Source organism: Paramicrobacterium salitolerans, assembly GCF_051513965.1.
Taxonomy (GTDB): domain Bacteria; phylum Actinomycetota; class Actinomycetes; order Actinomycetales; family Microbacteriaceae; genus Paramicrobacterium.
Window position 1 is genome coordinate 254,337 of sequence record NZ_CP195847.1, and the last position, 21,043, is coordinate 275,379.

The following is a 21,043-nucleotide window of genomic DNA, read 5'->3' on the forward strand; positions in this document are numbered from 1 at the left end:
AGCGTCCGCCGATCCACGTATTTCACTGGAGACGCTATGACCAGCACCGACACCGTGACCGCCCCGACGAGCAAGCGCACACCGCAGCCTCGCACGTATCTGATGTGCCGACCTGAGCACTTCACGGTCTCGTATCGCATCAACCCCTGGATGGAGCCCGCCAATCCGACGGACACGGCCCGCGCGGTTGAGCAGTGGCAGAGCCTGTACGACACGTACGTCTCGCTCGGCCACACCATCGAACTGATTGACCCGATTCCGGGGCTTCCCGACATGGTGTACACCGCCAATGGGGGTTTCATCATCGACGGAACCGCGTATGGCGCGAGCTTCACGTACCCCGAGCGTCAGCCTGAGGGCCCGGCGTTCATGCAGTGGTTCGCGGACCACGGCTTCGACGTCGTTGAGCCGAAGAACATCAACGAGGGCGAGGGTGACTTTCTGCTGGTCGGTGACACGATCCTGGCGGGAACCGGCTTTCGCAGCACGACAGACAGTCACAAGGAGCTCGCGGATCTCTATGGTCGCGAGGTGCTGTCGCTCACGCTCACGAACCCGAACTTCTACCACCTCGACACCGCGATCTCGGTTCTCGACCCGCTCACGGGTGATCGTGACGCGAACATCGCCTACCTTCCGAGCGCGTTTGACGAGGCATCCTTGGCTCTTCTCGAGGAGCGCTACCCGAATGCGATTCACGTGAGCGAAGAGGATTCCCGCATTCTCGGTCTCAACTCGATCTCCGACGGCTACAACGTCGTGATCGCGAAGCGTGCGACGGGCTTCGAGGCGCAGCTGCGGGAGCGCGGCTACAACCCGATCGGGGTGGATCTCTCCGAGCTGCTGCTCGGTGGCGGTGGAGTGAAGTGCTGCACGCTGGAGCTGCGTCGCTGATCGGCATCCTGCAGCCCAACCCACCACCTCTCGCACCACCTCCCTAACCGCGCTATTTGTTCGGGCTTGCGCTACAGAAATTCCTGTAGCGCAAGCCCGGAACTGTAGCGCAAGCCGGAAACTGTAGCGCAAGCCCGAAACTGCAGCGCGAGCCTGGAGCCGCAGCGGACTGGTTGGGCATCAGCTGGGCACTCTGCGGGGGCGTGCGAGGTGTGGATGCTTCGCAAAGGCACAGTCGCTCCCCGGTAGGCTTGAGTGCCGCGCGAGCGTGAGTCTGACGCCGTGCGTTCGACACTGGGGGAGGATGCCGTGGCCCACACGCTCGTCATCATTCCGACCTACAACGAACGTGCGGGCATCGCCTCGATCGCGGAGCGCGTGCGTACGGCGGCTCCCGACGCGCACATCCTCGTCGCCGACGATGCCTCTCCGGACGGCACCGGAAAGATCGCCGACGAGCTCGCGGCATCCGATTCGCAGATTCACGTCCTGCATCGACCCGGCAAGCAGGGCCTTGGCGCTGCGTACACGGACGCCTTCGACTGGGGGCTCGAGCGCGGTTACGACCGACTCGTCGAGATGGATGCCGACGGCTCCCACCAGCCGGAGCAGCTGCCCGCGCTTCTGGAGGCCGCTGAATCGGCGGACCTCGTGCTCGGTTCGCGCTGGGTCCCCGGCGGCGGCATCGAGAACTGGCCCTGGCACCGGCGGATGCTCTCGCGCGGTGGCAGTGCGTACGCGCGAACCGTGCTCGGGATGCCGTACCGCGACGTGACCGGCGGATTTCGAGTCTTCACGGCCGAGGCGCTGCGACGGATCCCGCGCGACGAGGTGCACAGCCAAGGCTACGGCTTTCAGGTCGACATGCTCTGGCGCGCGCATCGAGCGGGTCTTCGCATCATCGAGGTTCCGATCACGTTCGTCGAACGCACGCAGGGCCGCTCCAAGATGACGGGCGGCATCGTCTTCGAGGCGATCTGGCGCGTCACGATGTGGGGCGTCGCCGCGCTGCCGGCTCGGCTGCGCCGCTCGTGACGGCGGCGCGGCTCAGACCGTGCTGACCGCGGTCAGGTGGCGGATGCCGTCGGGCGTCGCCTCGATGCGGTCGACGGTCATGACGGCGAAGTCTTCCGGGCTGATGCGCGAACCGTGCGTGGAATCGACGAGCAGGGTGTCTGTGCCGAGCGTGTATCGTCCCGTGCGGGTGCCGGGTGAGATCACTGCCGGCGGACTCAGGTAGATCCAGTCGGCGGAGGACTGTTGGCACTCGGCGTGCTGCTCCAGGCTCGCTCGTGCGCTTGGCTGCCATTCGGCGGGCACAAGGCTCGGATCGTCAATGACCCGGCCGTGTCCGCTCGGATGGGTGAGCGGCGCGGATCCGCCGATGACGACGACTCGTCGTCCCGCGGTTTCGGCGGCGGCGAGCACGGTCCGGGTGACGGGGCGGACGGCGTGCTCGTCGCCCGGCGCGGGACGCGTGGCGAGAACGAGCACGTCGTGTTCACGTGCCATGGCCAAAGCGGTGCCTGGGTCAGAGGCATCCCCTGCGACCGTCTGCGATGCGCCTTCGGCGTGCTGCGCGGATCGCGAAAGCCCTGTCACGGTGTGGCCTCGCTGCGCTGCTTCCGCGACGATGCGTGAGCCGATCATGCCGGATGCTCCGAGGACGGCGATTCTCATGAGGTGACCTTTCTAGTGCGTGAGTGTGGTGCGTGGATCTGTTTCGTGAAGATGACGTACTGGATGCCCCGCGCGGATGACGTGCGGAGCATTTCCACTGCGCTATTTGTTCGGACGTGCGCTACAGGAAATTCAGTAGCGCGAACCCGAACAAATAGCGCGGGGCGGGGTGGGTGTGGGATGCCGCTGCCGCCGACGCTCTGCTGGCGGGACGAGTTGCGAGGCGACGATCGCGGCGAGAGCGAGCGCGAACCCGACGAGCTGACCGAGCGTGAGCGTCTCGCCGAGCAGCAGAGCGCCGAGCGACGCGGCCACGAGCGGCGAGAGCAGCGCGAGCACAGCGGCGGCGGTGACCGGCAGGCGGCGGATTCCGTTGAACCACAGTGTGTACGCGATCAGTCCGCCGACGATGCCGAGCCACGCGTATCCGCCGATCGCCTGCGCGTCGATCACAGCGGGAACCCCCTCGAACACGAGGGTGATCGGCAGAAGTACGACCCCTCCCGCGGCGAGCTGCCAGCCAGCCAGAGCCAGCCCCGATACGCCCTCCGGGCGACCCCACTTCTTCGTGAGCACGACACCGAGACCCATCGACACCGGTCCGGCGAGCCCCGCAATGACTCCGACGACGTCGAGCGTTGCGGTCGAGCGCAGCACCACGAGTGCGACGCCGCCGAGCCCGACGACTCCCCAGAAGAGGCGCCACGGCGAGAGGCGCTCGCCGAGCACCGGCACGACCAGCAGCGCAACGATGAGTGGCTGGAACGCACCGAGCGTCGCGGCCACGCCTCCGGGGAGTCGGTACGCGGCGAGGAAGAGCAGCGGAAAGAACGCGCCGATGTTCAGGGTCCCGAGCACAGCCGACTTCCACCACCACGAGCCCCGGGGCAGGCGCCGCGCGATCACGATGGCGAGAAGCCCGGCAGGCAGCGCCCTCACGAGCGAGGCGAACAGCGGGTGATCCGCGGGCAGCAGCTCTGTCGTGACGATGTAGGTCGTGCCCCACACGGTGGGCGCGAGTGCGGTCAGCAGGATGAGCAGCGGTTTCATCTCTATCTCTTAACGTTAAACAGTTTAGGGCTGAGATAATAGAGGGAGCTACACTCGGCGTCAAATAGTTGAACGTTGAAAGGTTGCAGATGGCAGACAGCGTCGACCGGATCATCGCGCAGTGGAACGCCACAAAGCCGAACCTCGATGTCAGCGCGATGGGGATCATCGGGCGCATCTCGCGACTCGAGAACATCCATGATGCGGCGATACGCGAGGTCTTCGCCCGGCACAACCTGCTGAGAGGTGAGTTCGACATCCTCGCGACGCTCGTTCGCGCCGATCCCGCGGGCGAGGGGCTCACCGCGGGCCAACTCACGGCGCAGACGATGGTCACATCGGGCGCCATCACCAACCGGCTCGATCGCCTTGTCGCGAAAGGCTACGTCACCCGAGAGGTCGACCCCGGCAACCGGCGCTCGGTGCGGGTGCGGCTCACCCCCGAGGGTCGCGAGGTCGTCGATGACGCGCTTCTTGAGCACGTCGACAACGAAGAGCGGATGCTGCAGAGCCTCAGCGCCGAGCAGCGCGATGCGCTCGCCGGCATCCTCAGTCACCTGCTGACCGCGCACGAACGCGGGTGACAGGCATGCCTCAGGCGAGGCAGCGGGGATGCCGCGACGCTACGCCACCGGACGCATCGGCGCGCCGAAGTAGCGGTTCATCGTGCGGCGCCACGCGTTGCTCCGCAGGTGCGGATAGAGCAGCGAGGCGGCGACGCAGTACTTGCTGACCGAGTGCGGGCGGATGCCGGAGTCGCGCAGCATCCGGTCGAGCGGGCCCTGTGCCCCGGAGGTCTTCGTCTCGACGAGCACGTCCTCCGGCCCGCGGTGCACGTCGTCGCCCGACACGCACGTCAGGTCGACATCGCACGTCACCCGCTGGTCGTCGTGGCAGAGCGTTGCGCGACGATACACGGTCTCGAGCACGGGGCGCAGCTGCGAGGCATCCTCGCCCGTGATCGACTCGATGAACTCGATGGCCTCCGGTCCGAGCTGGCCGGGATGCTCCGGATCGTGCGCGATGCGCTGCTTCACCGTCTGCCCGCGATAGCCCTTCGACTTCACCTCGAGGCGGCAGTCGCCCGACTCGCAGTACGTGCGCGTGCGCACCTTGAAGCGGTGGCGGCGCCCCTGCGCGTGCTGGCGGAAGAACCGGAAATCGGGGCTGTCGAAGTAGATGGTGCGGTATTCGAAGAGACGGATGCCGTCGATCTCGAGCGCCCGAAACTCATCGCTCGCCTGATCGACGAGCCCGCTGAACAGGTCGCGCGGCACGAAGTACTTTCGATCCACGCGCGTCATCAGCTCGGCGTGCGCGTTGAGCTCGTCGAGGCTGATCGGGTCGAGTGCTTCCAACGGTCCGCGAAGAATCGTCGTTGAGCTCATCGCACGGCCTCGCGTTCGGCGGGCACACCGTCTACGGACTCGGCGGGTGCTGCATCCGCGGAGTCGGCGCGTGCGCCAGAGAAGGAGATGTGCTCGAGAGAAGGACGGAATCGTGCAAAACGTCCTTCTGAGTGGCTCTTTTCCTTCTGAGATGCGCGGGGCTGAGGTGCAGTGCTCTCAGGCGCACGGGCGCTGTACCGCACGTCGACCAGCGTCGTGTCGCGCACGAGGTCGACATCGAGCACCTCGACGTGAGCGACGCGACCGAGGGTCTCCTCGAGGTGTGCCTTGAGCGCGGCCTCGTCGGTGTACGCGCGGTCGAGCGTGAGCGTGTGGCGGCGGGTCCGTGGCGCGATGTGCGGGCTGTCGACCACGAACATCACGAGCAGCATGAGCGCCGAGAGCGCCGGCGTCACCCAGATGGGCTCGGGGCGCAGACCCGCGAGCAGACCGAGCGCGAGAGATACGAAGTAGTACGCGATCTCCTGCTGCGTGATCTGGTCGCTGCGCAGTCTGATGATCGACAGGATGCCGAAGAGACCGATGCCCAACCCGATGCCGACCTCGACGGAGCTCAGCGCGATGGTCACCGCCAGCACGCCGACGTTGAGGGCGATGTACGACAGCTGCAGATCGCGCCGGCGGTGGCGGCGGAAGTACAGCGCTGACGCCAGGATCGTGATGGCGATGAGGTCAGTGGCGATCGCAATGATGAGCGACATAAGTTCTCTCCCGTCTGTTCACTCTCAGTCTTTGGGACGGGATTAACGCCACGGTGAGTCGAAGATGAGAGAACTCACATGTGGGGTGGATGCCGAGCTACACAGCACGCAGACGGTAGCCGGCGCCCCGCACCGTTTCGATGCGGTCGGTGCCAAGCTTGCCGCGAAGGTAACGCACGTACACGTCGACGACGTTCGAGCCGGGGTCGAAGTCGAACCCCCAGACCTGGCTGAGCAGCTGCTGCCTCGTGAGGACCTCATCGGGGTGCCGCATGAACACCTCGAGCAGAGCGTACTCGCGCGTGGTCAGCTCGATCGTCTCGTCACCCACGAGGGCACGCCTGGTGCGCAGGTCGAGGGAGAGGTTCGCGACCTTCAGAATGGTCGCTTCGCCCGCGGACTCCGAACGCAGCCGCAGCCGCACACGCGCGAGCAGCTCATCGAATGAGAACGGTTTGCGCATATAGTCGTCGGCTCCGCCCGAAAGTCCCGCCACAGTGTCTTCGATCGCGTCGCGGGCGGTGAGGATGATGATGGGGATGTCGATGCGGTCCGCGCGGATGCGGCGCAGCACACTGAAGCCGTCGAGCCCCGGCAGGCCGATGTCGAGCACAAGGAGGTCGAATTCACCCGAACGCGCGAACTCGACGACTGAGTGGCCGTCGGTGACCGTCTCAGAGCGGAAGCCGTTCGCCCGAAGGCCCTTCTCGATGAACGACGAGATGCGGTCTTCGTCCTCGGCGATGAGAATGCGCTTCACTGTTCCTCCTCGTGCAGGGGCAGATCGAGGGTGAAGGCGGCACCATCACCCGGGGTCGAGTCGACGACGACGCTGCCGCCGTGCGCCTGGGCGATGCGGGCGACGATCGCGAGACCGAGGCCCGTGCTCTGACCGCGGCTGTCGGCTGCCGCGCGGGCGAACCTCTCGAAGATGCGCTTGTGCTCCTCCTCGGGGATTCCCTCGCCCGTGTCGCGCACCCAGAGCAGCAGGCGGTCATCGCTCACGCGACCGCCGATGGCGATCGTATCGCCTGTCTCTGTGTGCGCGACTGCGTTGGCGGCGAGCTGCAGCAGCGCCTGGGCCAGTCGTTGCTCGTCGGCCACGGCATAGGCTTCGGGGGTGTTGTCGATCGTCCACTGACGGTCGGCGAGGGCGGTCGCCTTCGCGAAGGTCTCGACGACCAGGTCGGTGAGGTCGGTTCTCGCGAGCACAAGGAAGTCGGGGCGCTCGCTTCGCGCGAGCAGAATCAGATCGTCCACAAGGCGTGACATGCGCCCGAGCTCGTCTTCCACGAGGCGCAGGGTCTGCTCGCGATCCTCCGGGTCGTCGCCCATGACCTCGAGGTGACCGCGGATGATGGTGATCGGGGTGCGGAGCTCGTGGCCGGCGTCGTCGAGAAAGCGGCGCTGACCGTCGAACGCGGACTCGAGGCGATCGAGCATCCTGTTGAATGTCTCCGCGAGCTGAGCGACGTCATCGGTCCCGACCACGTCGATGCGCCGACCCAGGTCGGTTTCACTGATGCGGGATGCCGTTTCGCGGACGTCCCTGATCGGGGCGAGCACTCGCCCGGCGATGAACCAGCCGGTGATGGCCGCGAGTGCGAGCGCACCGACCGCGACGAGCGACATCACCCAGATGGTGGCCCACGCCTCGTCATACTCGTCGGCCGGAAACTCGGCGATCACGAGGTGCCCCGTCGACGGGTCGCCCTCGACCGAGACGGGGAGGATCCCGTAGATCACCGGGCCGTCGGGTGTGCTGAGTCGTCCGGTCGTGGGTTCCGTGACGGATGCCGCCATGCGGACGAACTCGGCATCGGCGTCGAGCCGCACACGAGGGTCGCCCACGCTGCGCCTGTCAGGGGTGCCATCGATGATGCTGAAGAACGTCTCCGTGTGCTCCGGCAGATTGTGCTGCAGGTGGCTCGTGAGCAGTTCGCGCACGGTGAAGAACTCGCGCCCGGTCGACGGATCCGGCTTCGACGCGAACGCCCGGAACTTCTCGGTCTCGTGCACGAGCTCGGCGTTCATCTGAGCATCCACTCGCGTGAACGCGGAGCGACCTGTGATCACGACGATCGCGACGATGGCGACCGCGACGATGAGAAGAATCCAACCGAGGATACGCGCGCGAGCTGTCAGGCCATGGCGACGCTCAGTCGTCATCGTCGTCCCAGTCGTCATCGTCATCGTCATCGTCCACGTCGTCATCGTGATCGTCGTCGCCCGCGTCGCGTGGCGGTGCAGGCGGAACAGTGGTGGCGCCCTCATCCGGCGTGACCGTGGGAGGAGGCGTTGTGTGGATGTCGTCGGGGTCACCTGTCGGTGTGATGTGAACGGCGGGACCCAGATTCGGCACGGTGGGCTCCGTCAGGGCATCTGCGCACACCCATATTCCGGCCGCGATGAGCGCCGCGGCCGGAATCGCCACCCAGGTGTACCGAGCCATGCTCCCAGTCTGGCCGACCGGAGGCGCCCTCGGGTGAGTTTCACATGAGAGAGCTCTCATGTGAGGCGCGCGGCTACGCGGCGAGTGCCAGGGCGTCGGGAAACTGACGGCGGATGGTGCGGTACCACGCGTTTCCCGGGAGATGGGGGTAGAGCAGCGTGGCCGCAATGCAGTACTTGCTCACGGAGTGCGCGCGGATGCCCTCACCCAGCAACGCGCGGTCGAGCGGCCCCGCGCTGCCCTCGGTCTTGGTCTCGACGAGCACCGAGTCCGGCCCGTCGAAGGAGGCGCGATCGTTGTAGAACCGCAGGTCGAGATCGAGTGTGACGCGCTGGGACCCGTGGCACAGCGTGCCGCGACGATAGTCGGTGTGCAGCACGGGGGTCAGGGCGTGCGGATCGGTGTCGACGATCGAGTCGATGAACCGATGATCGCGTTCGCCGAGGCGCTCGGGGCGCACTGGATCGTGGTCGATGCGCTCCTTCACGGTCTGTCCGCGGTAGCCCTTCGACTTCACCTCGAGCATGCAGTCGCCTGACTCATAGGTGCGGGTGCGCACCTTGTACCGGTGTCGTCGACCCTGTGCGTGCTGCCTGAAGAAGACGAAATCGGGCGAGTCGAAGTACACCGTGCGGTAGTCGAACACACGCCCACCATCGATCTGCAGCATGCGGAACTCCGTGAGCTCTCGTGTCATGATCGCTGCGAGAAGATCGCGCGGCACGAAGTATTTGCGGTCCACACGCGTCATGAGCCGTGCTTGGGCGTTCAGCTCGTCGAGGCTGATGGGACGAAGTGCGTGGTCAGTTCGGTCTCGTCGGCGATCGCCCGGTCGAGTGTCATCGTGTGGTGGCGTGCATCGGCGGCGAGGTGTGTGCTGTCGACGATGAGCATGACCAGCAGAATCAAGGCGGAGAGTGCCGGTGTGATCCACATTGGCGAGGGGTGCAGACCAGCGAGGATGCCGAGGGCGAGCGACACGAAGTAGTACGCGATCTCCTGTTGCGTGATCTGGTCGCTGCGCAGGCGAATGACCGAGAGGATGCCGAACAGGCCGATGCCCAGTCCGAGGCCGACGTCGACGGACTCCAGCGCGATCGTGACCGCGACGATGCCGACGTTCAGAGCGATGTACGAGAGCATCAGGTCGCGGCGACGGTGGCGGCGGAACTACAGCCCGCAGGCGAGGAGGGTGATTGCAATCAGATCGGTCGCGATCGCGACGGCGAGTGTCATTTGGTGTGCTCCTTGTGGGTCTTCACCAAAAATAAATTCTCCAGATGGAGAGTTTTCAGTTCGTAAGTTCTTTCGCGGCGTGCTCCCAGCGCGCTCACTGCTGAGAGAGTCATCGCATGCAGGGGCCGCGAGGGGTAGTGGGAGGGCCGCCGGGGGCGAGCCCTCCCGACGGGTCACGCGATCGCGTCGGCCGCCGCGGCAGCCTGCTCCGCGACCGGGGTCAAGGTCGTCAGCTGCGTCACGTGGCGCGGCTCGAGCTCCTCGAGCGACGAGACGCCGAGCAGCTTCATGGTGCGCTCGATCTCGACCCGCAGAATCTCGATCGCGCGGTCGACGCCCTGCCGCCCGCCAGCCATGAGGCCGTACAGGTAGGCGCGCCCGATGAGTGTGAAGTCGGCTCCAAGCGCGACCGCCGCGACGATGTCGGCGCCGTTCATGATGCCGGTGTCCATCATGACCGTGGCATCGGCACCCACCTCGCGGCGCACGTGCGGCAGCAGGTGGAACGGAATCGGGGCGCGGTCGAGCTGGCGTCCGCCGTGGTTCGACAGCACTATGCCGTCGACGCCGAGGTCGACGAGCTTGGCGGCATCCGTGATGTTCTGCACACCCTTAACCACGATCTTGCCCGGCCACATTCCGCGGATCACATCGAGGTCGTCGTAGCTGATCGTCGGATCCATCGCGTCGTTCAGCAGCTCGCCGACGGTGCCGCCGGTCGACGACAGCGACGCGAACTCGAGCTTGGGCGTGGTGAGGAAGTCGATCCACCACCACGGCCGCGGAATGGCGTTGAGGACGGTCTTGGGGGTCAGCTGCGGCGGAATCGAGAATCCGTTGCGGGTGTCACGCAGACGGGCGCCGGCGACGGGGGTGTCGACCGTGAAGAACAGCGTGTCGAAACCCGCGGCGGCCGCGCGGCGCGTGAGCTCATAGGAGATCTCGCGGTCGCGCATGACGTACAGCTGGAACCAGTTGCGTCCGTTCGGGTTCGTCGCCTTGACGTCTTCGATCGAAGTCGTGCCGAGAGTCGAGAGGGTGAAGGGGATGCCGGCAGCGGCCGCGGCGCCGGCGCCAGCGGTCTCGCCCTCGGTCTGCATGAGCCGCGTGAACCCGGTGGGTGCGATGCCGAAGGGGAGCGCGCTCGGCCCGTCGAGGATGGTCGTCGACATGTCGACCGAGGCAGCCGGACGGAGGATGTCCGGATGGAACTCGACGTCCATGAACGCCTGGCGCGCGCGGTTCATCGAGATCTCGCCCTCGGCGGCGCCGTCCGTGTAGTCGAAGGCCGCAGCTGGGGTGCGACGCTTCGCGATCGCACGGAGGTCGCCGATCGTCAGTGCGGCGCTCAGGCGACGCGTGCGCGCGTTCAGCTCGGGTTTTTTGAACTGCATGAGCTCGAAGATCTCAGATGGTTTCGGAAGCTGACGCTTGACCATGGTGATTCCTTTCAGGAGGTGATCTGGGCGTAGTAGCCGGAGATATGACGGTGGGTGTGCGAGCGGGCGGCGTCGGGGTCGCCCGAGCGGATCGCGTCGATGATGGCGGTGTGCTCTTCGCGCAGACGCGTCGCGGTGGCCGACCAATCCTCGATGCGCTCGCTGCCCTCAAGCACGTAGCGCTCGATGGCGCCGCGGAGCCCGGCCATCGTGGCGGCGATCACCGCGTTTCCGGTGGCTTCGGCGAGCGAGAGGTGGAACTGGGCGTCGAGGGTCAGAAATTCGGCGGGCGTGAGCTCTGCGGCATCCATGGCACTGAGCAGCGTGTCTGCGTCAGCGAGAGTGGGATGCTCCTGGCGAGCGAGCTCCTCGGCGACGGAGGTTTCGAGCACGAGACGCGCCCCCACGATGTCTTTCATCGCGAAGCCCTTCGCCGCGACCTGCAGTCGCAGAAGCGCAGACATGCCGCCCCGGGGCGTCGCGACGATGATCGCCCCCGACTGGGGCCCGGAGCCGGACGCCGTGCGGATGAGGCCGAGCACCTCGAGCACCCGCAGCGCTTCGCGCACGCTCGACCGGCCGACGCCGAGCTCGGCGGCGAGGGCTCGCTCGCCGGGAAGTCGGTCACCGGGAACGAGTGTTCCGTCGAGCAGCGCGGTCTCGACGTGCTCGAGCACCGCTTGCCACGTGCGCTTCTCGTCCGCCACGGAACCTCCGCCAATTATGTGGTCAGACCACACGGTACCACCGCCTCTCGAGCCGCGCCAGGCAAGCTGCGGCGGGACGGGCGCCGGAGCAATGGCCGCAGGTTCGGCGGAGAGGCGTAGCCGCGTCAGACGCCTCCGCCGCCACCTCCGCCTCCGCCGCCACCGGCCGAGCCCCCACCTGTGGAGCCGCCGGAGGTGGACGACGAGGCGGTAGCGCTCGAAGACAGGGCGGTCACGCTCGACGAGAATGTTGCGGCGTTGAACCCTGCCGTTCCGTAGTACCAGGCGGGCGCGGTGTATCCGGAGTGCTCGTAGAGAACCGCGAGGTGGTCCGCCCACTGCTTCTCCTGGCCGAAGATGACCGCGTAGGGGAGCAGCTGCTCATACAGCCACAGCACCTGTCGCGGGTCGTTCGTGTCGATCTGCCTGCGCTCGGCCCCTGCGGGGGACTGCAGCATACGGATGCGATCGGCCTCCGCCCACTCGATGAACACCTTCAGCCCCTTCAGATGGTCGGTGAGCTCGGCACCGAGCGGAGTGAGCGCCTTGTGAGAGATGAGCGTGAGGCACGTGAAGTGGACGATGACCGCGACCACGAACAGAATGATCGGCACCAGCGGACTGACGTGCCCGATCAGAGCCATGACCCCGCCGCCGATCGATGCCGCCACGAGGAGCCACGAGAGCAGCCGCACCAGGCGCATGCCGAACGATTTCTCGTTGCGCCACATGCCGTACCGTTTCAGGTCCGTCTTTGTGGATTTGAGAATGTTCATTACGTTCCGCGCGTAACCGTTGTCGGTCTCACCGAAAGTGTAGGTCGCTCCGGGACCTTCGCCCTGGAAGAGCGCCTGCAGGAACAGCCTGCCGTTGACGTCAGCCTTCATCGGGTCGACGAGCTCCGCCTGGAACTTCGCTTTGCCGAACCGGGCCGGTGGGCCCTCGACGATGCGGATGCTGCCATTGACAGCAAGCTCGAGCAGTTTGGCGGTCGGCCCCTTCGACGTCCCCAAGAGGGTCGACGCTTGAAGCGAGTCGAGCCCACGCGGGGGCTCATACTCGGCGATGATCGTCGGGCGTCCGGGGGAATCTCTGAGCGTCGTCGTGCGAATGATGATGCTCGGAACGAGCAGGAGGACGAGACCGATCAGGCCCAGCAGCTGGAGCCAGCCCCAGCCGCTCGCCAGCAGTGAATGATCGAACATCACGAAGGTGCCGGGTGCGAAGCCCACGGCGATGGTCATCGTCTGGTACGGCTCCACCGAGCCGGCGTGTGCGCTGAGGGTCGTCGAGCCGTCGGCATCCTCCGATGATGTGATCTGGCAGGTGTCGTCCGATCCCTGCGCGCCGACGTAGCAGGACTGGTCGCCGGCCAGTGCTGAAGCGAGGTCGCCGGGCACGTGCAGGGTCACGTCGATCGACTGGAACGGCTGAGCCCAGTCGACACCGTTGACGTCCCAGTAGAACTCCTCGGTCCCGCTTCCGTCGAAGCTCCACGTGACGTGCTCGAGCGTGTACGTGAAGACGAAGACCTGAGTGCCGTGAAGATAGTCGTCGGATTTGGAGGTCATCTGGAACGTGCCGTCGTCCGACGCCGTCTCGGATGGGCGCTCTGCTCCCGTCTCGTCTGTGATCGAGATGAGCTCGGGGTTCACCGGCTGATCGTTGTAGGTGTCGGGGATGCTTCGTCGGATGCCGCGGTTCTGGTCGCTCTCGGGAAAGACCGCGGTGAACGTCTCGACCACCTCGAGCGTGCTCGTGCCGTCGTCCTCGCGCCCGATCGTGTATTCCACGTCGAGACTGCGGAACTCGAAGTCATCGACACCGCTCGGCACTGGTCCGAGCGCGTGCGCCGATGACGTCGCTGACGACTCCGGCGGTGCGGGCTGGGCAGCGTTTGCGGGCAGACCGAGAGACATGGATGCCGCAAAAGCGGCGACCGCGACCATGACGCGAGAGAACTTCCCCATAGCCGGCATCCAATCAGGAGCCACCGACGGCTCTCAATGGGGAGGGGTACCCTCGAGTCGTGCCGATCTCGCCCCTGCCCCAGCGCCACGGACTGGATGCCGCGTGGGTGCGCACGCCGCGTGAGCGTCGTTGGAAGACGCTCCGCCAGTTCCTCGTCGAGCGTCTGCCGAAGATGGCGCCGGAGCGCATCGACGAGATGCTCGTGAACGGCGAGTTTGCGGGAGACGACGGTCTGCCGTTCGCCGCTGATGCGCCGTATCGACCGCACACGTTCGTGTGGTTCCACCGCGATCTGCGCGACGAGGTCGAGGTGCCGTTCGAGATCGACGTGCTGCACCGCGATGACCGCATCGTCGTGGTCGACAAACCGCACTTCCTGTCCACGATTCCGCGCGGTCGGCACGTGACGCAGAGCGTCGTGGTGAAGGCCAGGCGGATGCTCGGAATGCCCCAGCTCGTTCCCGCCCACCGTCTTGATCGCGTCACTGCTGGGGTCCTCCTGCTCACAGCCGAGCGGCAGTGGCGCGGCGCCTATCAGACGATGTTCGACCGCCGCGAGGTCGAGAAAGAGTACGAGGCGATCGCCGCGGCGCCGGGCGACCGCTCGCTCCCGGCGACCGTGCGCAGCCACATCGTCAAGATCCATGGAGAGATGCGCGCGTACGAGGTGGCGGACCGCGAGCCGAACTCCGAGACGCGCATCGAGCTCATCGAGCAGCGCGGCGGACTGGGGCGGTACCGCGCGATTCCACACACGGGCAAGACGCACCAGATCCGGCTGCACATGAACGATCTCGGGCTGCCGATCGTGAACGATCCGTTCTACCCGGACGTCATCGACACGTCGATCGACGATTTCTCGAGCCCCCTGCAGCTGCTCGCGAAGACCCTGCGCTTCACGGACCCGGTCGACGGAACGCTCCGCGAGTTCCACAGCAGGCGGACCCTCGAGGCGTGGATCTGAGCGGGTCAGCGGGAATGATGCTCAGTATGGTTCCGCAACGTTGGGACGTGCTAATCGTCTGGCAGCTGCAATGATCGAAGCGCGACGCCGCTCATGCTCGCTTTCGCTCTCGGCGCCCGTGATCATACGGGCCACCTGAGGCACAGCTGACCACCATCCTGCGAGGGAGAGCACGAGGAAGATCAGCTGGTCAGAGGCGAATTCACGCGAGACACTGGCAGGTCACGGTGGAGGCGCGATTGTGAACGTCATCTCGGCCGCGTCGTGGTTCGCTGCACCGGGAGCGACCGGATACGCGCTGTCGAAAGCGGCGGCATGGAGTGCGACGGACTCGAGTCCGGAGCGACTGAGGTGCTTGCCGACCAAGCGACGCGTGATCTGAAGCAGAGCTTGAGTGTGAGCCCTGAGGTGCGTTACGCGGAGTACCTGCGTTGAGCGAGGTGCGGGGCAGCGCGGAAGAGCGCTGCCCCGCAGCATCCGTTCATCGAAACCGGCCCATGAGCGCAGCATCCATCAGGTACTGACGTTCACGGCGCTCGCGGTCCAGTTCGTTCTGTCGGGCCAGCATCGGATCCAGAGGCTCGCGTCGACGCGACTCCAGAGCTTTGCGCAGCTGAGTCAGCAGCGAACGTCTTTTGCGCTCGCGCTTCAACGGTGGCGGTTCGCTCGGCGGCTGCCGCTGTTCGGGCTGCTCGGTCTCGAGCTGGCGGTTCGGTTTTTCGAGTGTGGTGTTCACTGTGTTTCCTCGTGTGGTTGTGTGCGGGCACGCTGAAGATCCCCGGCGCACAGGGCGCCAGGGCACGACAAACGTCGATGGGGTGAACCGAGTCGGCGGTGGCCCGCACGGGTGGAGCGGCCGGTCGGCGTGAGAATGAGATGCCGCGACAGCGGCGGAGATGCGTCAGCCCTCAGACGCTCAGAGCGGGCGGTCAGACGTAGTGGACGCTCAGTGTGTCTGAGCGATCACCACGCGTGAGCGTGCGGAGTGTGGAGGGCGAGTGACGTCTATGCGTCGCCGCGTCGAGCGGAGAGGCGGCCTCGCGTGACGTCGATGGCAAATCCTGCATAGCCTGCATTGGCCCAGGTCGTCGCGATGATCATCGTCGCCTCCTCTCGTCTGTGTCGCCCGTTCTGAAGAACGACAGCATTACAGATTATGGGTACTCAGCTCCGCGCGCAAGAGATTTAGCGAAAAAAGTTGAGAACGCGTCAAATTCAGTGCGATTCAGGTGTGATGACGATGTTCTCGAAGGGTTCGCCCGCGAGCGCGTGGTCGATCTGGCGGCGCAGCAGCTTCGCCATGCGCGGCAGCATCGCCGTTGACGCACCGCCGACATGGGGCGCGATCAGCACATTGTCGAGACCGAAGAGCTCATGCCCCTCCGGCAGCGGCTCGGGATCGGTGACGTCGAGAGCGAAGCGCAGACGGCCTGTGCGAGCCTCCGCGAGCAGGGCGTCGGTGTCGACCACGGGGCCGCGCGATACGTTGACCACGAGCGCCGAATCGGGAAGGGCCGCGAGGAACTCGGCATCCACCATGTGTGTCGTGCTCGGGTTGAGCGGCACGGCGAGCACGACGATCTCCGCCTGAGGAAGCAGATCGGGCAGTTCGTCGAACGCGTGGACATGGCCTGCCTCGACGTCACGAGCAGTGCGTGCGACGCGCGTGGCCTCCACCTCGAAGCCGGAGAGCCGTTCGTCGAGGGCGACGCCGATGCCGCCGTAGCCGATGATCAGCACGCGACGGTCGGCGAGGCTCTCGTAGCGCGCCGGAGCCCACTGGCCGCGAGACGAGGCGCGGACGAAGTCGGGGATGCCCCGCTGAGCCGAGAGGATGAGCGCCATCGCGAGCTCAGCCGTGGAGGCCTCGTGGACGCTCGCCGCATTCGCGAACGTGCGGTCGGTAGGGAGGTAGTCTCTCACGCCGTCGAAGCCGATCGACTGGCCCTGGACGAGCTGTGTCGACGTGGACTCGAGGTTCGTGAGCGGCTGAGGGCCGCCCATGTACGGCGCGACCGCGATGTCGATGTGGTCGACCGGCGCGTCTCCGTTCATGTCCCACCGGATCATCTCGACGCCCTCGGGGACATCACCGACCATCTTTCGCAGAGCATTGCCGGGGGTGCTGACGACGAGACGCTGAGACATACACCGAGCCTACCGGGGACGCCCGACCGCGGACCGCCTCACGCGCGGTCTCGAGGCACTGCGATCGCGCCCGCGAGGCCAGCGACGAGGCCGAGCAGAACACCGGCGAACGCCGAGACGACGATGCTCGCGACGAGCAGCCCGGCGAACATCGCGATGCCAGCGTGCGTGACGAAGCTGAGAAACACGCTGCGCACGACGTTCGCCGCGACGAGACCCACGATGACAGCGACCACGCCACGGCCGAACGCACGACGATGAGAGGGCGAAGGATGCCGTCGGGCGGCGGCCCGCAGCTGGAGCCACGCGAACCCCAACATGACGGGCACAGCGATGAGGTCGATGGCCCAGAGGAGCCACGTCGTTCGTCCGAGCGGCGCGATGCGCAGCGCGGGGAGCGGACTCGGAAGTCCAGCCGCCTCAGGCACGACGAACCCGGGGAACCAAGTGGCCGCACGGCCCGAGATGTTCCAGGTGCCCGCGACGATCGCGGCGACGAGCAACACCGCGAGCACGGCGATCGTGACACGGCGGCCCGCATCGGGGCGCGTCTGGGTGCTCGTCGTCGTCGACATGGCGCGATGGTAGCATCACGGGCAATCGCCTGCGACGACGCGGTGAGAAGGAGGCACAAGTGGTCTGGGGTGCTCGGCTGTGGGCGGCCACAGCGCTCGTCGCCCTCGTGGCTGCCGGAGCAATCGCTGCAGCGGTTCGCACTCCGGGGCCGGAGCACGTGGCATCCTCACTCACCGATTCACACGGACGGTCGCTCGTGCAGCACGGCTTCTCGACGGCGGGCAGCGCCAAGAGTTCGCCCGACGGGCTCCCCGACTTCACCGAAGACGACCTCGACGCTGAGCACACGGATATGGGGACGAACTTCGTGCGCTTCCTCATCTCGTGGCGCATGGTCGAACCGAGCCCCGGCGTGTATGACGAGGGGTACCTCGACGACGTCGCCGAGCGGGTCTCGTGGTACGCAGAGCGCGGATATCACGTGATGCTCGACATGCACCAGGACCTCTGGAGCATGGCGATCACGCCTGACGGCGCGCACGGCAACGGGGCTCCGGAGTGGGCGACGTACATGGACGGTCTGCCCGTCGCGGACCACGACATGTGGGAGCTCTATTATCTCGAGCCGGGCGTCATGCGCGCCTTCGACAACTTCTGGAACACAACGGGAAAGCACCCGGAGCTGCAGGACCACTACGCGAAGGCATGGCAGCACGTCGCCGAACGCTTCGCGGACGAGGATGCCGTCGTCGCCTACGACCTGATGAACGAGCCGTACGGAGGCACGATGCAGGGGCCGCGCTTCGAGGCCGGCCCATTGACCGAGCTGTATCAGACGACGATCGACGCGATCAGACAGGTGGATGCCGACACGTGGGCGTGCCTCGAACCGCAGGCGATGGGCTTCAACTGGGGGCTCCCGAGCGGCCTCGGGTTCGTCGATGACCCGCGGGCAGGCCAACCGCGCATCGCCTTCTGCCCGCACCTGTATCCGCTGCCGATGGACCTTGGTGACGGCTACACCGGCGCCTCGAAGCAGCTCGTCGACGCGACGATCGACGCGTGGGCGGGCAATGTGCTTCGCACCGCGGAGGCGCTGGGCGATGTTCCGGTGATCCTCGGCGAGTTCGGGCTCAACACGACCCTCGATGGAGCGCTCGACTACGTCGACGCGGTGTACGACATGGCGGCGACGACGGGAATGGGCGTCGCGTACTGGTCGCGGGACGACGGGTCGTGGGGGCCGTACGAGTCCGATGGGACCGAGCGGAACCTCGTCACCGCATTGAACCGTGCCTATCCGCGGGCGGTCGCCGGCGAGATCACCGAGTGGTCGTCGGGTGAGGGGGAGCTGACGCTCACGATGATTCCGGATGCCGATGCCACGGCATCCACCGAGATCTACCTGCCTGCCGAGGAGTTTCCGAACGGACCGGAGGTGGACGGCGCCGTGATCGAGGCGTGGCTGCCTGACTCCGGCATCCTGACCGTAAACGTGCCCGCCAAAGGCGCAGACCCGGTGACGGTGACGGTCACCGCGGCCTAACGCTTCTGACGGGCTGCTCGGGCTGCGACCGATGGTCGATCAGCGCTGCAGACGGGGTCAGTCGTCGGTGGTGATCAGGTCGCCGCTGACGGCATCCACGGTCACCTCGTAGTCCTCACCGGAGTCATCGTCGATGTCGAACTGCCACTGCGGACCGTGCTCGGTGCCCTCGAGCTTCCACTCGTTCACCGTGCCGTTCTGCGCGTCGAGCGCCGTGGCCAGCGCGTCGTCCCACGAGACGATCTTGTCGAGGTCCACCGTCTCACTGGTCTTCTCGGCGACGTCATCCGACTCGATCTTCTCGGTCTGTTCGCCGAACTGCTCACCGGTGTCGGCGTCGATGCGGACCTCGTACTCCTCGGTCTGCGAGACGAGCTCGATCGTGTAGGCGTAGCGGTCGCGGTTCCAGTCGAGCTCGATCTCAGCGAGGTCACCGTCGAAGTTCTCCATGGCCGTGTCGACGGCATCCTCCCAGCTGACCGCGAACTCGGTCGTGGCCAGGTCGGCACCGCGCTGAGTGGCATCGCCGTCGCCGGAGTCGTCCTTCTTCTGGTCGTCGCCGTTCTGACCGCCGTCCTGCCCGTTCGAGGTCGCCGGGGCGGAATCGTCGCCCGACGGAGCGCTCTCGGACGCGCATCCGGCCAGCGTGAGTCCTAGGGCCACCGCGATGGCGGCCAATGCCGTTGTCGTTGTCCGTTGTGCTCTCATGGGGCCACCATACGTCGGGCTGGGCGCGTGAGGCACGCTAAATGAGGGGATTCTCATGGTCGCGGCGCGCGCTGAGCGGCATCCGAAATTGGGGTGAAGGATGCCGCTCGCGCTCTGGCTGGACGCGGGTCGTATCTGCGCGGCTGCGTCGTGCGGGCCACGAGGTCGCGGAGGTCCTCGAGGCTGCCCGACAGCGCGCCGAGCGCGCGCGCCTGCACGAGCACGTTGCCGATCGCCGTCGCCTCGACGGGCCCCGCGAGCACCGGAACGCCGGCGCGCGCCGCGGTCAGTCGGCAGAGCAGCTCGTTTTGCGAGCCGCCGCCCACGATGTGGATCGTGTTCACGGTGCGGCCCGACAGGCGGGACGCCGTGATGACGGCATCCGCGAAGGCATCCGCCAGGCTCTCGATGATGCAGCGCACCATCGCCGCCCGCGACTCCGGAACTGGCAGGCCACGCTCGCGCAGCCACTCCGCGATGCGCGAAGGCATGTCTCCCGGCGCCATGAATCGGGGGTCGTTCGCGTCGAAGACGGGCTGCAGATCGGTGACGGCGGCCGCGGCGTCCAGCAGCTCGGGCAGGTCGATCGTCTCGCCGGACTCCGCCTCCCACGTGCGCACCGATTCCGACAGGAGCCACAGGCCCATGACGTTGTGCAGAAAGCGCACGCGGCCGTCCACGCCGCCCTCGTTCGTGAAGTTCGCCTCGCGCGCCTCATCGGTGACGACGGGATGCCCGAGCTCGACTCCCACGAGGCCCCACGTGCCGCAGCTGATGTAGGCGGCGTCGCGATTGGTCATCGGCACTCCGACGACCGCCGAAGCCGTGTCGTGGGAGCCGACCGCGGTGACGGGCGTGCCGTCGAGGCCGGTGCTCTCGGCCGCGGCGCCCGCGACCGTGCCAATCGTCTCGCCCGGCCGCACGAGGGGCGGCAGGATGCTGGTGGGCAGCTCGAGCCGCTCGAGGAGCGAGGAGTTCCACGCCGAGCCGTCCACGCGGAGCAGGCCCGTCGTCGAGACGTTGGTGGCCTCCGCAGATGTGCGTCCGGTCAGCCAGTAGGCGAGAAGATCCGGCAGCAGCAGTGCGGTGTCGGCGAGGTGCAGCACGCCGGCCGACCGGTCAGCGCTCAGCTGGTACAGGGTGTTGAACGGCAGAAACTGCAGCCCGTTCTGCGCGTAGAGCTCTGCGAACGGAACCCGGGCGTGCACGTCGCGCACCGCGGCATCCGTTCTGGAATCACGGTAGTGGTACGGCGTGCCGAGCAGTCGCCCATCGCGCAGCAGGCCGTAGTCGACCGCCCATGCGTCGATGCCGATCGACTGGATGCGGTCAGGCCCCGATGCGGCCTCGCGCAGTCCGTCGATGACGGCCCGGTACACCTCGAGCACCGGAACATGCAGGCCGTCGGGCAGCGCGACGGAGCCGGTGCGGAAGCGCGCGACGGCCTCGAGGTGCAGCTCGTCGGGGGAGACCCGCGCACGCATGACGCGCCCGCTGGATGCTCCGATGTCGACGGCTGCGACGGTCGCGGCGCTCATCGGCACCCTCCCCGCTCGCCGCCAGCGCCCTCCGGCCCCCAGCCGCCAGCGCCCTCCGGCCCCCAACCAACCGCGCTATTTGTT

The 21,043-nt window shown here is 66.7% G+C and carries 24 protein-coding genes; 6 read left to right on the forward strand and 18 right to left on the reverse strand.

Annotated features, from left to right (window positions below; genetic code table 11):
• Positions 1 to 36: 36 nt before the first annotated feature.
• Positions 37 to 894, forward strand: a complete 858-nt coding sequence (ddaH, locus tag ACSAGD_RS01185; RefSeq protein ID WP_437583889.1) for a dimethylargininase — start codon at positions 37 to 39, stop codon at positions 892 to 894.
• Positions 895 to 1,176: 282 nt separating this feature from the next.
• Positions 1,177 to 1,929 (forward strand): polyprenol monophosphomannose synthase, encoded by a 753-nt coding sequence (locus tag ACSAGD_RS01190; protein ID WP_437583890.1) that lies wholly within the window; start codon positions 1,177 to 1,179, stop codon positions 1,927 to 1,929.
• A 12-nt stretch (positions 1,930 to 1,941) separates the two neighbouring features.
• Here the strand turns inward: ACSAGD_RS01190 and ACSAGD_RS01195 are convergent, their stop codons facing one another.
• Together ACSAGD_RS01195 and ACSAGD_RS01200 are read right to left on the reverse strand one after the other, a co-directional pair.
• On the reverse strand, positions 1,942 to 2,574 hold the full coding sequence (locus ACSAGD_RS01195) for an NAD(P)-dependent oxidoreductase (RefSeq protein WP_437583892.1): 633 nt from the start codon (positions 2,572 to 2,574) through the stop codon (positions 1,942 to 1,944).
• A 132-nt stretch (positions 2,575 to 2,706) separates the two neighbouring features.
• Positions 2,707 to 3,624: an EamA family transporter gene (locus tag ACSAGD_RS01200; RefSeq protein WP_437583893.1), complete on the reverse strand. Its 918-nt coding sequence runs from the start codon at positions 3,622 to 3,624 to the stop codon at positions 2,707 to 2,709.
• Between the two features lie 89 nt (positions 3,625 to 3,713).
• Here ACSAGD_RS01200 and ACSAGD_RS01205 point away from each other — a divergent pair, with 89 nt between their 5' ends.
• Positions 3,714 to 4,208, forward strand: coding sequence for a MarR family winged helix-turn-helix transcriptional regulator (locus tag ACSAGD_RS01205; protein WP_437583894.1), 495 nt, complete (start codon positions 3,714 to 3,716; stop codon positions 4,206 to 4,208).
• A 39-nt stretch (positions 4,209 to 4,247) separates the two neighbouring features.
• On the opposite strand, the gene ACSAGD_RS01210 is transcribed toward ACSAGD_RS01205, so the two are convergent.
• The 10 genes from ACSAGD_RS01210 to ACSAGD_RS01255 all read right to left on the reverse strand — a co-directional run bounded on the left by ACSAGD_RS01210 (position 4,248) and on the right by ACSAGD_RS01255 (position 13,538).
• Entirely contained in the window at positions 4,248 to 5,012 is a 765-nt protein-coding gene (locus ACSAGD_RS01210) for a polyphosphate polymerase domain-containing protein (protein WP_437583895.1), read from the reverse strand.
• Positions 5,009 to 5,734: a DUF4956 domain-containing protein gene (locus ACSAGD_RS01215; RefSeq protein WP_437583896.1), complete on the reverse strand. Its 726-nt coding sequence runs from the start codon at positions 5,732 to 5,734 to the stop codon at positions 5,009 to 5,011. The genes ACSAGD_RS01210 and ACSAGD_RS01215 overlap by 4 nt, the downstream gene beginning before the upstream one ends.
• A 97-nt stretch (positions 5,735 to 5,831) precedes the next feature.
• Positions 5,832 to 6,494 (reverse strand): response regulator transcription factor, encoded by a 663-nt coding sequence (locus ACSAGD_RS01220; RefSeq protein WP_437583897.1) that lies wholly within the window; start codon positions 6,492 to 6,494, stop codon positions 5,832 to 5,834.
• Positions 6,491 to 7,948 (reverse strand): sensor histidine kinase, encoded by a 1,458-nt coding sequence (locus ACSAGD_RS01225; protein ID WP_437583898.1) that lies wholly within the window; start codon positions 7,946 to 7,948, stop codon positions 6,491 to 6,493. The genes ACSAGD_RS01220 and ACSAGD_RS01225 overlap by 4 nt, the downstream gene beginning before the upstream one ends.
• Positions 7,893 to 8,186: a hypothetical protein gene (locus ACSAGD_RS01230; protein WP_437583899.1), complete on the reverse strand. Its 294-nt coding sequence runs from the start codon at positions 8,184 to 8,186 to the stop codon at positions 7,893 to 7,895. Before ACSAGD_RS01230 ends, ACSAGD_RS01225 begins: the two co-directional genes overlap by 56 nt.
• Positions 8,187 to 8,259: 73 nt before the next feature.
• Entirely contained in the window at positions 8,260 to 8,937 is a 678-nt protein-coding gene (locus ACSAGD_RS01235; RefSeq protein ID WP_437583900.1) for a polyphosphate polymerase domain-containing protein, read from the reverse strand.
• Between the two features lie 17 nt (positions 8,938 to 8,954).
• The gene (locus ACSAGD_RS01240) at positions 8,955 to 9,329 is read right to left on the reverse strand and encodes a DUF4956 domain-containing protein (RefSeq protein WP_437583901.1); all 375 of its coding nucleotides are present in this window, start codon (positions 9,327 to 9,329) and stop codon (positions 8,955 to 8,957) included.
• A 266-nt stretch (positions 9,330 to 9,595) separates the two neighbouring features.
• Positions 9,596 to 10,861 (reverse strand): alpha-hydroxy acid oxidase, encoded by a 1,266-nt coding sequence (locus ACSAGD_RS01245; protein WP_437583903.1) that lies wholly within the window; start codon positions 10,859 to 10,861, stop codon positions 9,596 to 9,598.
• A gap of 11 nt (positions 10,862 to 10,872) precedes the next feature.
• Positions 10,873 to 11,568: a FadR/GntR family transcriptional regulator gene (locus tag ACSAGD_RS01250; RefSeq protein ID WP_437583904.1), complete on the reverse strand. Its 696-nt coding sequence runs from the start codon at positions 11,566 to 11,568 to the stop codon at positions 10,873 to 10,875.
• Positions 11,569 to 11,693: 125 nt separating this feature from the next.
• Positions 11,694 to 13,538: a DUF2207 domain-containing protein gene (locus tag ACSAGD_RS01255; RefSeq protein WP_437583905.1), complete on the reverse strand. Its 1,845-nt coding sequence runs from the start codon at positions 13,536 to 13,538 to the stop codon at positions 11,694 to 11,696.
• Positions 13,539 to 13,597: 59 nt separating this feature from the next.
• Between ACSAGD_RS01255 and ACSAGD_RS01260 the strand changes: the two genes are divergently transcribed.
• The gene (locus ACSAGD_RS01260; RefSeq protein ID WP_437583906.1) at positions 13,598 to 14,503 is read left to right on the forward strand and encodes a pseudouridine synthase; all 906 of its coding nucleotides are present in this window, start codon (positions 13,598 to 13,600) and stop codon (positions 14,501 to 14,503) included.
• A 21-nt stretch (positions 14,504 to 14,524) separates the two neighbouring features.
• Here the strand turns inward: ACSAGD_RS01260 and ACSAGD_RS01265 are convergent, their stop codons facing one another.
• Positions 14,525 to 14,677: a hypothetical protein gene (locus tag ACSAGD_RS01265; RefSeq protein ID WP_437583907.1), complete on the reverse strand. Its 153-nt coding sequence runs from the start codon at positions 14,675 to 14,677 to the stop codon at positions 14,525 to 14,527.
• Positions 14,678 to 14,744: 67 nt separating this feature from the next.
• Here ACSAGD_RS01265 and ACSAGD_RS01270 point away from each other — a divergent pair, with 67 nt between their 5' ends.
• Positions 14,745 to 14,885: a hypothetical protein gene (locus ACSAGD_RS01270; RefSeq protein ID WP_437583908.1), complete on the forward strand. Its 141-nt coding sequence runs from the start codon at positions 14,745 to 14,747 to the stop codon at positions 14,883 to 14,885.
• A gap of 99 nt (positions 14,886 to 14,984) precedes the next feature.
• Here ACSAGD_RS01270 and ACSAGD_RS01275 read toward each other — a convergent pair whose 3' ends face one another.
• The 3 genes from ACSAGD_RS01275 to ACSAGD_RS01285 all read right to left on the reverse strand — a co-directional run bounded on the left by ACSAGD_RS01275 (position 14,985) and on the right by ACSAGD_RS01285 (position 17,226).
• The gene (locus tag ACSAGD_RS01275) at positions 14,985 to 15,239 is read right to left on the reverse strand and encodes a hypothetical protein (RefSeq protein WP_437583909.1); all 255 of its coding nucleotides are present in this window, start codon (positions 15,237 to 15,239) and stop codon (positions 14,985 to 14,987) included.
• 479 nt (positions 15,240 to 15,718) lie between these two features.
• Positions 15,719 to 16,651, reverse strand: coding sequence for a 2-hydroxyacid dehydrogenase (locus ACSAGD_RS01280; RefSeq protein ID WP_437583910.1), 933 nt, complete (start codon positions 16,649 to 16,651; stop codon positions 15,719 to 15,721).
• Positions 16,652 to 16,689: 38 nt separating this feature from the next.
• Positions 16,690 to 17,226 carry a hypothetical protein gene (locus ACSAGD_RS01285; protein ID WP_437583911.1) on the reverse strand — a complete coding sequence of 179 codons (537 nt, stop codon included), beginning with the start codon at positions 17,224 to 17,226 and terminating at the stop codon, positions 16,690 to 16,692.
• Between the two features lie 59 nt (positions 17,227 to 17,285).
• Here ACSAGD_RS01285 and ACSAGD_RS01290 point away from each other — a divergent pair, with 59 nt between their 5' ends.
• Positions 17,286 to 18,713, forward strand: coding sequence for a cellulase family glycosylhydrolase (locus ACSAGD_RS01290; RefSeq protein ID WP_437583912.1), 1,428 nt, complete (start codon positions 17,286 to 17,288; stop codon positions 18,711 to 18,713).
• A gap of 57 nt (positions 18,714 to 18,770) precedes the next feature.
• Here the strand turns inward: ACSAGD_RS01290 and ACSAGD_RS01295 are convergent, their stop codons facing one another.
• Positions 18,771 to 19,421, reverse strand: coding sequence for a PepSY domain-containing protein (locus ACSAGD_RS01295; protein WP_437583914.1), 651 nt, complete (start codon positions 19,419 to 19,421; stop codon positions 18,771 to 18,773).
• A 53-nt stretch (positions 19,422 to 19,474) separates the two neighbouring features.
• Positions 19,475 to 20,959 (reverse strand): rhamnulokinase, encoded by a 1,485-nt coding sequence (locus tag ACSAGD_RS01300; protein WP_437583915.1) that lies wholly within the window; start codon positions 20,957 to 20,959, stop codon positions 19,475 to 19,477.
• Positions 20,960 to 21,043 lie beyond the last annotated feature (84 nt).

Coding starts and splice junctions, on each gene's coding strand:
- ACSAGD_RS01295 (WP_437583914.1), bottom strand. CDS start 19,421: ATGAGAGCACAACGGACAACGACAACGGCATTGGCCGCCATCGCGGTG.
- ACSAGD_RS01210 (WP_437583895.1), bottom strand. CDS start 5,012: ATGAGCTCAACGACGATTCTTCGCGGACCGTTGGAAGCACTCGACCCG.
- ACSAGD_RS01235 (WP_437583900.1), bottom strand. CDS start 8,937: ATGACGCGTGTGGACCGCAAATACTTCGTGCCGCGCGATCTTCTCGCA.
- ACSAGD_RS01300 (WP_437583915.1), bottom strand. CDS start 20,959: ATGAGCGCCGCGACCGTCGCAGCCGTCGACATCGGAGCATCCAGCGGG.
- ACSAGD_RS01240 (WP_437583901.1), bottom strand. CDS start 9,329: ATGCTCTCGTACATCGCTCTGAACGTCGGCATCGTCGCGGTCACGATC.
- ACSAGD_RS01200 (WP_437583893.1), bottom strand. CDS start 3,624: ATGAAACCGCTGCTCATCCTGCTGACCGCACTCGCGCCCACCGTGTGG.
- ACSAGD_RS01205 (WP_437583894.1), top strand. CDS start 3,714: ATGGCAGACAGCGTCGACCGGATCATCGCGCAGTGGAACGCCACAAAG.
- ACSAGD_RS01255 (WP_437583905.1), bottom strand. CDS start 13,538: ATGGGGAAGTTCTCTCGCGTCATGGTCGCGGTCGCCGCTTTTGCGGCA.
- ACSAGD_RS01215 (WP_437583896.1), bottom strand. CDS start 5,734: ATGTCGCTCATCATTGCGATCGCCACTGACCTCATCGCCATCACGATC.
- ACSAGD_RS01230 (WP_437583899.1), bottom strand. CDS start 8,186: ATGGCTCGGTACACCTGGGTGGCGATTCCGGCCGCGGCGCTCATCGCG.
- ddaH (WP_437583889.1), top strand. CDS start 37: ATGACCAGCACCGACACCGTGACCGCCCCGACGAGCAAGCGCACACCG.
- ACSAGD_RS01245 (WP_437583903.1), bottom strand. CDS start 10,861: ATGGTCAAGCGTCAGCTTCCGAAACCATCTGAGATCTTCGAGCTCATG.
- ACSAGD_RS01195 (WP_437583892.1), bottom strand. CDS start 2,574: ATGAGAATCGCCGTCCTCGGAGCATCCGGCATGATCGGCTCACGCATC.
- ACSAGD_RS01285 (WP_437583911.1), bottom strand. CDS start 17,226: ATGTCGACGACGACGAGCACCCAGACGCGCCCCGATGCGGGCCGCCGT.
- ACSAGD_RS01225 (WP_437583898.1), bottom strand. CDS start 7,948: ATGACGACGTGGACGATGACGATGACGATGACGACTGGGACGACGATG.
- ACSAGD_RS01280 (WP_437583910.1), bottom strand. CDS start 16,651: ATGTCTCAGCGTCTCGTCGTCAGCACCCCCGGCAATGCTCTGCGAAAG.